General features: G+C 42.6%; 9 protein-coding genes, 1 pseudogene and 1 riboswitch. Of the genes and pseudogenes, 4 read left to right on the top strand and 6 right to left on the bottom strand.

The window, feature by feature from the left end; all coding sequences use genetic code 11:
- Nucleotides 1–76 (top strand): annotated as a pseudogene (locus tag GW12_RS16165) (RNA-guided endonuclease TnpB family protein); the annotation flags it as partial.
- Between the two features lie 48 nt (nucleotides 77–124).
- Here the strand turns inward: GW12_RS16165 and GW12_RS05660 are convergent.
- The 6 genes from GW12_RS05660 to GW12_RS05635 form a co-directional block, all read right to left on the bottom strand.
- Entirely contained in the window at nucleotides 125–496 is a 372-nt protein-coding gene (locus GW12_RS05660) for an MmcQ/YjbR family DNA-binding protein (RefSeq protein ID WP_034584589.1), read from the bottom strand.
- Between the two features lie 76 nt (nucleotides 497–572).
- On the bottom strand, nucleotides 573–2018 hold the full coding sequence (locus GW12_RS05655) for a YdiU family protein (protein WP_034584586.1): 1446 nt from the start codon (nucleotides 2016–2018) through the stop codon (nucleotides 573–575).
- Between the two features lie 124 nt (nucleotides 2019–2142).
- Nucleotides 2143–3309 carry an acyl-CoA desaturase gene (locus GW12_RS05650; protein ID WP_034584583.1) on the bottom strand — a complete coding sequence of 389 codons (1167 nt, stop codon included), beginning with the start codon at nucleotides 3307–3309 and terminating at the stop codon, nucleotides 2143–2145.
- Nucleotides 3310–3819: 510 nt separating this feature from the next.
- On the bottom strand, nucleotides 3820–4533 hold the full coding sequence (locus GW12_RS05645; protein ID WP_034584580.1) for a glycerophosphodiester phosphodiesterase: 714 nt from the start codon (nucleotides 4531–4533) through the stop codon (nucleotides 3820–3822).
- A gap of 145 nt (nucleotides 4534–4678) precedes the next feature.
- Entirely contained in the window at nucleotides 4679–5263 is a 585-nt protein-coding gene (locus GW12_RS05640; protein ID WP_034584578.1) for a cob(I)yrinic acid a,c-diamide adenosyltransferase, read from the bottom strand.
- Nucleotides 5264–5358: 95 nt separating this feature from the next.
- Nucleotides 5359–7230 carry a TonB-dependent receptor domain-containing protein gene (locus GW12_RS05635; RefSeq protein ID WP_171077670.1) on the bottom strand — a complete coding sequence of 624 codons (1872 nt, stop codon included), beginning with the start codon at nucleotides 7228–7230 and terminating at the stop codon, nucleotides 5359–5361.
- A gap of 24 nt (nucleotides 7231–7254) precedes the next feature.
- A riboswitch (cobalamin riboswitch) is annotated at nucleotides 7255–7474 on the bottom strand.
- Between the two features lie 145 nt (nucleotides 7475–7619).
- Between GW12_RS05635 and GW12_RS05630 the strand changes: the two genes are divergently transcribed.
- The 3 genes from GW12_RS05630 to GW12_RS05620 all read left to right on the top strand — a co-directional run bounded on the left by GW12_RS05630 (nucleotide 7620) and on the right by GW12_RS05620 (nucleotide 11025).
- Complete coding sequence (locus GW12_RS05630) at nucleotides 7620–8261, top strand: phosphoribosylanthranilate isomerase (protein ID WP_034584573.1); 642 nt, start codon at nucleotides 7620–7622, stop codon at nucleotides 8259–8261.
- The gene (gene trpB / locus GW12_RS05625) at nucleotides 8245–9474 is read left to right on the top strand and encodes a tryptophan synthase subunit beta (RefSeq protein WP_034584571.1); all 1230 of its coding nucleotides are present in this window, start codon (nucleotides 8245–8247) and stop codon (nucleotides 9472–9474) included. The genes GW12_RS05630 and trpB overlap by 17 nt, the downstream gene beginning before the upstream one ends.
- 558 nt (nucleotides 9475–10032) lie before the next feature.
- Nucleotides 10033–11025, top strand: coding sequence for a DUF2804 domain-containing protein (locus tag GW12_RS05620; protein WP_034584569.1), 993 nt, complete (start codon nucleotides 10033–10035; stop codon nucleotides 11023–11025).
- The last annotated feature ends 24 nt before the right edge of the window (nucleotides 11026–11049 follow it).

The following is an 11049-nucleotide window of genomic DNA, read 5'->3' as shown; positions in this document are numbered from 1 at the left end:
TAGAGATATAAACTCAGCACTGAATATTCTTGCGCTCGGACATGGGCGTCTCGCAGGAGGAATCTCCGTCCTTTAGGTCGGAGAGGATGTCAAAAGTTGATAAATGATTTATATGGAATGAAAGCTATTTAATTTGCTGCAAGAGTTCCAGTCGTTGTCGTTTAACCTTGGGTAATTTGGAAACCACCAGCTCATAAGAATTTATAACCAGATCCTGTACCAGAGATTTATCCAGTCCATCATCTTCAAATACTGTAATCCAATGGCGTTTATTCATATGCCAACCCGCACGGATATAAGGATAAATATCACGTAGCATATCACCATGTTCCGGTTCAACTTTCAGGTTGATTGCAGCTTTGCCTTGCAGATGAAACTGTAGCATAAAAACTTTATCCAGCACTTTATAGACATCACAGCCTTCACCAAATGGTTGACTACAGCTGGTTTCAGAAAGAGTAAGGGTGGTTTGGACGGCAATCTGATGTAAGCACATAAGTTGTGAATAATTCAAAGAAAAACTGTGGATAATGTTTAAATTATCCACAGTTTTTAGTTGTGTTGTGAATAAATTAAGACGAACAGCTGACCATGACTTCAGGCACATCACTTGGTAATGGGCCGAGGTCTTCAGGCTGTTCCAGTTCCGGCTGCTGAGTAAATGGCTGGCTGAGTAACTTGAATAAACGATCGACTTCTGAAAAGTCATCTGCTTCCGCCAGTTCAATCGCTTTCTGTGCCATGTGATTGCGCAAAATATACTGTGGATTGGCTTTCACCATTTCTGCATCTAGCTCATCGGTATCTTGGTATTCACGGATCGCCTGATACTGACTCAAGAAACTTTCAAAACTACGACGATCCAGACAGTCATCCTTGATCGCTTCATATTCTTTGTTCTGCAGACGGATAAAGCTCTGGGTATAGTCGAGCTGCTCGCTTTGCAGGATTCTTAAGAAGGCCATGGCACAATCAAAACTGTCTTTATGGAAACTTGGTAAACCCATTTTCTGATTTAAGCCATGTTTATAATGCTCTAAGAAGGTCGGTTCATAGTGCTCTAAACATGCAGCTAAATCTTGCTTCCATTGCTCTTTGTCATAATTTGCAGGGCAGAGAGGAACCAGATTATTCAGCCAGGTCCAGAGGTTCCAATGCCCAATGCTTGGTTGGTTTTGATAGGTATAGCGGCCCTGATAATCGGAGTGGTTGTTAATCCAGTTCGGGCGGAAACGCTCCATAAAACCATACGGGCCAAAGTCCAGCGTTGAACCGGTAATATTTAAATTATCGGTATTCATTACGCCATGGGCAAAACCAACCAGCTGCCATTTGGCAATCATGACTGCAGTACGTTGTACCACCTGAGTAGCAAAGGCGAGTACAGGCTGTTCAGCCTGCAGACACTCTGGATAATGCCATTCGATACATTTCTGGGTGAATTCAGGCAGCAGATCAGGCTGATACTGATTGATCCATTCAAAATGCCCAAAGCGGATATGACAGTCCGAAGTGCGTAGTAGCATCGCGCCAGGTTCGAGCTTTTCACGCTGTACCCCTTGGGCAGATGAAGTAAAACCGACCGCATTGCTGGAAGGAATACCCAGACAGTTCAAGGCATGACCTGCCAGATATTCACGGATTACGGAACGCAGCACGGCGCGACCATCACCCATACGAGAATAAGGCGTTGCACCAGCACCTTTTAAATGCAGGTCAATCGTCTGGTGATCTTTATCCAGAATCTGGGCGATCAGCAAACCACGTCCATCACCGAGCTGCCCCGCCCACTGACCAAACTGATGTCCGGCATAGACCATGGCCAGCGGTTCAAATTCAGCAAAGGTTTTCTGACCGCTACAGATTTCTACCCATTCAGCTTTGTCCTGTTCTGACCATTGCAGCTGATCGGCCAAAGCTTCATTGAAATGACCGGCTTTGGCCCCTTTTAACGGTAGTGGTGGCTGATGATGGTAAAGACGGGGAGAGAGAGTGTTGTAGCGCGGATTAAATTGCATAGCGATCAGATTCAACTTTTATTTAGTTCACTATAACAAAGAATAATGTTGAAAACTGTTGAACATTTTTGCTGGTTCTAAATAAAAAACGCCCCAAATCTGGAGCGTTTTTAAAGTTTTTAACTTATTCGGAAACTGGTGCTTTTTTTAAGTTGCGAACCAGCAAATTCAGGGTTTCACGGTGATGAGACAGGCGCTGTTCCACCAGCTGGAATTCCATTTTTAGCTTGCCATCCATCTGATGAATTTTCTCGGCAACTGCTGCCTTTTTCACTTGAAGCTCTTTTTCTTTCAGCTTGGCCCAGTCATTCAGGGTTTGGGTGAAAGCATCATATTCCTGAGAGATCTTGCTTTTAACATTGGCAATGTCTTCATTCACGTCATGGCCATATACGGCAAGGTCTTGCTCAGCATATTTGAACTTCATCGCCAGTTCAGCTTTCTTGATGTTGAAGCTTGGAATACGGCGCAGGTTTTTTGCCAGACCAAGTTTTGAACAAGTCCAGATTAGCCATTTTGTTGGGTCATATTGCCACCATTTCACGCCATTACGGTAGTCGTACTGGAAGATGTGGTGGTAGTTGTGATAACCCTCACCCCAAGTTGCAATCGCTAACCAGAAGTTATCTCGTGCGGTATTTTCATCCGTATATGGACGAGAACCCCACATGTGGCAAAGCGAGTTAATGAAGAAAGTCACGTGATGGCTCAGGATCAGACGAACCAGACCGCCCAGTAACAGTACGCCCCAGACATCACCGACAGCCCAGCCGATTGGCAACAGGATGGCAGCGTGTACTGCGATGACCAATAGAATGTAGTATTTGTGCTGAAACATCACCAGTTTGTCATTGAGCAAATCAGGTGCATTTTTATAGTTTGGTTCAGCTGCTGGATAGTCACGAAGCATCCAGCCCAAGTGTGCATACCAGAAGCCGTTTTTGATTGAGTAGGGGTCTTTTTCGATATCATCGACATGGCGGTGATGGGTACGGTGACCAGAACCCCAGTACAAAATACTGTTTTGTACAGCAAATGTACCCATGATCATTAAAATAATTTTTAGTGGTAAAGTTGCTTCATAAGCACGGTGTGCCCAAAGACGGTGGTAACCTGCAGTAATACCCAGGCTACTCACGCCAAGTAAAACAAACATGCTGATCCAGGCTGCGAGACTGAAATCATGGTGGTACGCGTACAAGGGAATTGCGATGACTGCTACGATTGGTAATACAACCAGAGCAAACACAGCGACCCAGTTAATTGGGGCTTGAGGTAGGGGAGCATTCATCTCCAACAGCACTCCTGGAACCTAGGAAAAATGTTTCTGAACCTAGGAAGGTATATCTAAAAAAATTCCAATCCAGTTGTTTTTATAACGGATAGAACTTAAGCATATTAGCATGTGCAGCAGGGTGGCACTAGCATTTATATACAGGTGTATTGTACTTATGAGTAACAGAATAATTAAAACGAAAAATGCCATTTTTAGGTTGTGACAAGATGCCGTTTTTCAAAGTTAAATTGAGAAACTTCAACAGTTAAAAAGTGGAAAAAACCACATAATTTCATTTGTGTATCAGTATTATCAATCAAAAGCTCAAGGCTTTATTTTTCTAAAGATGTACCGTTTAGAGAGAGTTATACTTTTATAGAATGGTCTTTTAGTCGCTTTATATTCGGAACAATATGAAGAAAATTGGAGCAAACATCACAAAATATATGTAACTGCTGTTGAAATTAAGGCTTTAGATAAAATAAAACCTCTTGGTGAAGAGGTTGTAAAAACATCATTTGGAACTTATAGCTGTTGCAGCATCAGTTTCGGAAAATCGGTAATCAAGCCTTGTACCCCAAGATCGCGCAGTTCTTTGGCACGTTCAACATCATTCACGGTCCAGACACTGATATTCAGTTTTGCTGCTTGGGTGGCTTTAATGATGTCCTGATCTGCCAGTTCATTCATCCAGCCAATCTGGCAGCATCCTAGTTCTAAAGCCTGATCAATGGCTTTATGCTTAATATCGTTTTCAATTAACAAACCACGTTTAAACTGTGATTTCTGTTGTTGCAGTGCCGCATGGATCTTGGTATCAAAGCTGGTGATAATCGCAGAATGTTCAAAACCTTTCAGCTGTTGCTGTAACTCTAAGGTCAATTTTTCTGCCGCAGCTTCTGAGGCCACTTCTTTGACTTCGACTTCAATATGGTCAAAGTTGTGAATGACTTTCAGGGTTTGATTAAGTAGAGGAGTGGGTTCAACTCGATTCCACTCTGACCATTTTACCGCGTGGTTATAGGGACGCAGTTCATCATGACTGCATTCATATAGATGCTTTTGCTGGCCTGTGGTACGAACAAAATTATCATCATGCATGATAATCAGGGCATTATCTTTCAATTGTCGAACATCAAATTCAACCGCACGAATCCCGATGTCTTGGATATATTGAAAACCGCCCAAGGTATTTTCTGGCGCTTCTCCACGTGCACCGCGATGCCCTATTATGCGCATGTCGCGATAACCTGAAAAAGTGAAGATAAAAACATGATGATGAGGAATAGTTACAGGAGAATGACGTTATTCTGCGCCTGAAATACTTTGTTGCAAATACCGTTGGCGCAGAATTTTCCGTGAAATTTAGTACGTTTTAGTGGATTTATTGATCAATCGTGTCATTGATATTTTTCTGCCAGAGGACTTCTGAGCCACCTTCAGCGCGTTGCAGGGTACGGGAAGCGACAAACAACCAGTCTGATAGACGGTTGAGTAACTGTAGCGATGTGGGCTGAATATTCTGGTCACGGTGATGTACCGACATGACACTGCGCTCAGCGCGACGGCATACTGCACGGGCCTGATGGGCAAAGCTGCAAACCAGTGTACCGGCTGGCAGAATGAAATCTTTCAGCATTGGTAAAGCTTCATTCATGCGGTCAATGTCATTTTCCAGAAATTCAATTGAGACTGGCTGAACTAGATTAAAGCCAGGAATACAAACTTCACCACCCAAGTCGAATAACCAGTGCTGGATCAGGCTTAACGACTTATCCCAAGTGGCCTTATCTTCAATATTGCTTACCGCGATTTGCGAACGCAGTACGCCGATGCAGGCATTTAGTTCGTCGACATCACCAAGCGCATTGATACGCAGGTCATCCTTGGCTACGCGTGAGCCATCACCGAGGCCTGTAGTGCCTGAGTCGCCGGTACGGGTATAGATTTTACTTAAACGGTGGCCCATGTAATTTCCTTAAAATTTTGATATCTCAATTTAAAAAGCATCATGCCATAGGTATGACATGATGCTCAAAAGTATTTATCTAAAGGGTAATGAACTTAGTATTTGAAGGTGACCCCGGCAGAGGCAAGGCGGCCGCCATTCATATAGAACAAGCCATTGCCATAAGATGCAGTTGCATAATGCACATCACCGATATTATCGATATTGGTAAATAGCTTGATGTTTGGATTGATATTCCAATACGCATTTAAATCAATCGTTGCATAGCCTGCGACATTGGAATGGTCTTTGGGTGCTGATTTAGAGTTAAGAGAGGTGCTGATACCATAAATCGAATTTTGAAAACCTGCAGTTAAAGTGAAACTTTGACGAGGTCGGCGGGCCAATTCTTGATGGGCTTCTTCATTGGTTGCTTTCACGTAGTTATGAGAAAGTTTTGCAAATAGTTGATTATGTTGCCAATGAAGATAGCTTTCTACACCTTCAAATTTTGCCTTGCTCACGTTGTCGATGATGTAGCCATTTTTATCATTGTAATCTATGAGATTTTTGACGCTATTACTATACATCGATACACCTGCAGCAAAGCCAAGAGGCAGGGTTTGATCTAACCCGATTTCAAAAGATTCGCTTTCCTCGGGCTTTAAATTGGGGTTGCCATAATAACCTACATAGAGCTCATTTAAGTTTGGTGCTCTAAATGCGGTTCCCCAATTGCCATAAATACTCGTATTGGGTAAAACTTGATAGCGAGCAGCAACCTGACCGACAGTATGTGTACCAAACTGTTCATTGTCTTCAATACGTAGACCAACTTGCGTATTTAAACCGTGATTATTGTACTGATGTTGAACATAGTAGCCTTGTGCATCGACATTGCCACGATAAGCCGAAGCACTTGAAATCGCATCAGCTTTAGTATTTTGGAAGGTAGAACCAAATAGTATATTTTGATGCTGAGCAAAATTTAGCTTTGCATAAAGTTCGGCTTCTTGAGTTTTACTATCGACGAAGTCTGTCGAGTTCAGTTGTTCAGTTTCATCTTTAAACTGTGATAAACGTGCGTTCAGTTCAAAACGATCAGAAAATTTGTATTTTGCCTTTAGATTGATATTTTCATTATTAAAATCGACACTATTATTTTTTAAACTTAAAAATGCATATGAAGGTGCAGGGGAAAAAATGCTTGAAACATAAGTCGATTGACCTTTATTTTGGGCATAGTCCAATGAAACTGCCAAATCTTCATTTTCAAAGCCAATTTTAGTGCTGAAGCCTTTTTGTTCAAACTCGCCAGTTTTAATATTGGATTGCTTAGCATCTGTTACTTGGGTGCCGTCGGACTCTAAGCGTTGACCACGAATTTGTGCATAAAATCCATTTTCAGCGAGATCCCCACCCACAATAGATTTATATGTTTTATTCTCCCCAATTTCACCCGTGATAAATGCAGTGCTTTTTTCAGGTGTTTTCGAAACGAGCTGAACCACACCACCAATGGCATTGGTGCCATACAACACAGAAGCAGGACCTTTTAGAACTTCAATTTGTTTCAAATCAGTTGTATCAATATAAGATAAAGAGGCCACGCCAGTGGTTGCGCTATTAAGTTTGACGCCATCACGTAAAACAAGCGTATGGGTCGAGTTGGTTCCTCTTAAAAAGATTGAGGCTTGCTGACCATAGCCACCTGATTGCACCATATTTAGTGATGCTTCACGATTGAGTAAATGGGGTAATGACGCAAGTGGTGATTGTTCAACGATATTTGGCTCAATAATTGAAATACGCGCAGGCACATTTTCAATCTTTTCTTCAGAACGTGTAGCGGTCACTACAATGGTCTCTAAAGATGTTTTTGCTTTAGGTGTTGTTTCGGCAAAAACAGATGAAGTAGAACCCAACGCAAGTGCGATTGCACCGACCAAAGCAGTCGGTTGAAATTGAATAGACATAATGTGCTCCATACATTCACTTCCCCGTGAATGATTGAGTTAAAGAACACAACAAGCAGGTATCCGGACTTAAATGTGCAGGGCAATTGCCATGCTGCCAATCCACCTTCCCACATATTTATGTTGTTCTATGCAGTGGCGTAAACCTAAGATTTAAATTGATTGACGTTTCATTTTTTACCGTTGCGGGGGCAGTGCTGGATTTACACCAGCTTCCCTAAAGCAGGAGGCTTTGACTTGTTGCAAGGTGAGCGCAGTATAAGACGAGCATTTAATTTACACAATCTGAATAAATAAATATCAGTGTGAACTTTACGCAAGCCCTATAAATTGCTTTACAATGATTCGTTCAATTTCATAGATCGGCTATGACATTGAGAAAATTTTCGAGCCAAATCAATATGCGAACCCGTGCCAAAATTTGTGGAATAACCCGAGTTGAAGATGTACATGCTGTAGTGAATGCAGGCTGTGATGCGATAGGATTTGTATTTTATCCACCAAGCCCACGCAGTGTGACATTGGAGCAGGCTGAAACACTGGTTCAGGCAGTTTCAGCCTATGTACAGGCGGTGGGATTATTCGTCAATAGTAGTGCCGATGACATCCAGAGTATTTTAAAAACTGTGCCACTGGACATTCTGCAGTTTCACGGTGATGAAACACCAGAACAGTGCCAGTCGATTGGCAAACAGGTTGGACGCCGTTGGTATAAAGCTATTCAGGTTAAACCCGGTCTGGATGTGGTGGCAGAAATTCAAAACTATCAGGATGCAGGCGCAAGTGCAGTGCTGTTAGACGCATGGCATCCGGATTTAAAAGGTGGCACAGGGCATAGCTTTGACTGGACCACATTCCCTAAACTCAATATCCCTTTGATCTTGGCAGGTGGATTAAATCCTGACAATGTCGAACAGGCAATTCTCACTACACGGGCGTATGCCGTCGATGTGAGTGGCGGTGTCGAGTCCGCAAAAGGTATTAAAGACCAACAACTCATAGAACGCTTTATGCAAGGAGTCCATCGTGGATCAGCAAAATAATGTGATTGACTATACCCAATTCCCGAACGAACAAGGGCATTTCGGTATCCATGGCGGACGTTTTGTGTCAGAAACTCTTATGGCAGCTCTAGAAGATCTGGAGAAGCTGTATTTCCGTATGAAAAATGACGAACAGTTTCTGGCAGAATTCGACCGTGACCTCGCTTACTACGTAGGTCGTCCAAGTCCGCTTTATCATGCTGAACGATGGTCTAAAGAGTTGGGTGGTGCGCAGATTTACTTGAAACGTGAAGACCTGAACCATACCGGTTCACATAAAGTGAATAACACGATTGGCCAGGCACTACTTGCAAAACTTTCAGGCAAAAAACGTATCATTGCGGAAACAGGTGCAGGTCAGCATGGTGTAGCAACTGCAACGATTGCTGCACGTTTAGGTCTTGAATGTGTCGTGTTCATGGGTGCAGAAGACGTAAAACGACAGGCAATGAACGTGTACCGTATGCGTTTACTGGGTGCAACCGTTGTACCGGTAGAAAGTGGCTCTAAAACGCTGAAAGATGCCATGAACGAAGCAATGCGTGACTGGGTAACAAATGTCGATTCTACTTATTACGTCATTGGTACAGTTGCAGGTCCACACCCATATCCACAACTGGTGCGTGATTTCCAGTCAATTATTGGTCGTGAAGCACGTCGTCAGATTCTGGAACAAGCGGGTCGTCTACCAGATGCGCTAGTAGCTTGTGTAGGTGGTGGTTCAAATGCGATGGGCTTATTCTATCCATTTCTGAATGATTACGACGTGAAAATGTATGGTGTTGAAGCTGCAGGTTACGGTATCGAGACTGGTAAACACTCTGCACCATTGAATGCTGGTCACGTGGGTGTGCTGCATGGTAACCGTACTTACCTGATGTCAGATGAACAAGGCCAGATCATTGAGACTCACTCAATTTCTGCAGGTTTGGATTATCCAGGTGTAGGTCCAGAGCACAGCTTCCTGAAAGACATGAAACGCGTGAACTATGTGCCAATTAATGACCAGGAAGCGCTGCAAGGTTTCCGTGACCTGACTCGTATCGAAGGTATTATCCCGGCATTGGAAAGTTCACATGCGATGGCCTATGTGACTAAACTGGCTCCAACTATGGACAAAGATCAAATTATTATTGCGACAGTTTCTGGTCGTGGTGATAAGGACTTGATGACTGTCGCACGTATTGATGGCGTGGAAATGGTTGATATGTAATTTACTTAAACTTCTCTATACAGGAGAAGATTGGGATAAAGTGCTTAAAATCGTGTTGAAGCAATTCAGCACGATTTTTTTTATATATAACAAAAGTGATTTTTCGCCTGAAATTTAAATCGAGAAAAAGCCTTTGGTTACTTTGGGCTTTTCCAAAGTAACATCAGTATTGGCTGCTTATTGGTTTTGGGTTAAGTAGTCATGCACTTCAAGGTTCGAATAGATTTTCTTTCCATTCCTAAGTGTTATTTACTTTTGAAAGATCAAAAGTAACAAAAATCTTTTGTAAGGCTGAAGGTATATCCCTATACCTCAGCCTTACGGCGACATCCCTGTCGCCAAACCATGTTTCATATAGAGGGCACTTAAACATAAGTATCCCAATATCTATTTCAAATTTCGAAGTTTTAAAAAAGAATAAGATTCAAATTAAAATCAAATCGTTGCAAATCATTTGCCGATAAACGGTATAAAAAAAATCTTATCAAGGATTAGGAATTAGCATAATATCAAGTACGGCTGTATCAACTCTCCCACGTAGTATATGGAATGCCTTACATGGATTTAATTCAGGCAAATGGACAACCGCGTTACGGACGTTTTAAAGAAATTCCCAAAAGTATCGATTACAAAGGCTATCAGTACAAAAACCCCTATGGCCAGGTGGTAACAGGCTGGCGCAAGCATCTCAAATACAAAAAATTCAAATTCTGTAGTATCCAACATGAACATTACAGTATTGGGGTTGCAATTGCGGATATTGCCTGGGCAGGACATGGTTTTTTCTATATCTATAATCATCAGACCAATGAAGTTGAAGAATGGAATGCTATCAATTTCTTGTCACGACATACTGTGTTAGATGAACAGCCATTGTTTAATCACAGCTATTTTCATAAATCTCCATATCAGATCGAAATTCAGCATGCCAATGGCGTGCGTTATATCACTGTGACCAAATATGGTGACATCAAACTCAGCGCTCGGATTTTTTGTGCCGGCACTGAACCACTCAGTATGTGTAGTCCGACCGGGATTAATGGCTGGACTTATACCCAGAAGCTCACGACGTTAACCTGTGAAGGCCACTTTGTGACTCGACATGGGGAAACGATCCCTTTTAATGACCGAACCTTTGCATCATTAGATGATACTTGCGGGTTTCTGCGCCCTGAAACGGCGTGGTTCTGGTTGTCCTGTAATTTCTGGGATATGAAACAGAACCGGATCGGCATTAATCTGGCCTCTGGAGTCAATGAAAGCTTTGGGAATGAAAACTGCTTATGGATCAATGGCAAAATTTATGCGCTAGCGGATGTCTTGTTCCAGCAGGAAGCAGACAATCAGTGGAGTATCCATTCATTGGATAACAAATTGCAGCTACAAGTGACGACTGGCTGGCGCCGTTACGAGAATCTCAACCTGCGGCTGGTGGGTAGCCAGTTTAGCCAGTGGCAGGCACGGGTATCCGGTACCATTCAGCAGGATGATCAGGAAATCATCTTGCTGAACGAATATGCCTTACTTGAGCAGCATTATGCTAAATGGTAAATACTGTCTTGTCCTGAAATAGAT

The organism is Acinetobacter sp. HR7 (assembly GCF_000773685.1).
Lineage (GTDB): Bacteria > Pseudomonadota > Gammaproteobacteria > Pseudomonadales > Moraxellaceae > Acinetobacter > Acinetobacter thermotolerans.
This window is presented reverse-complemented; position numbering and strand designations above follow the sequence as displayed.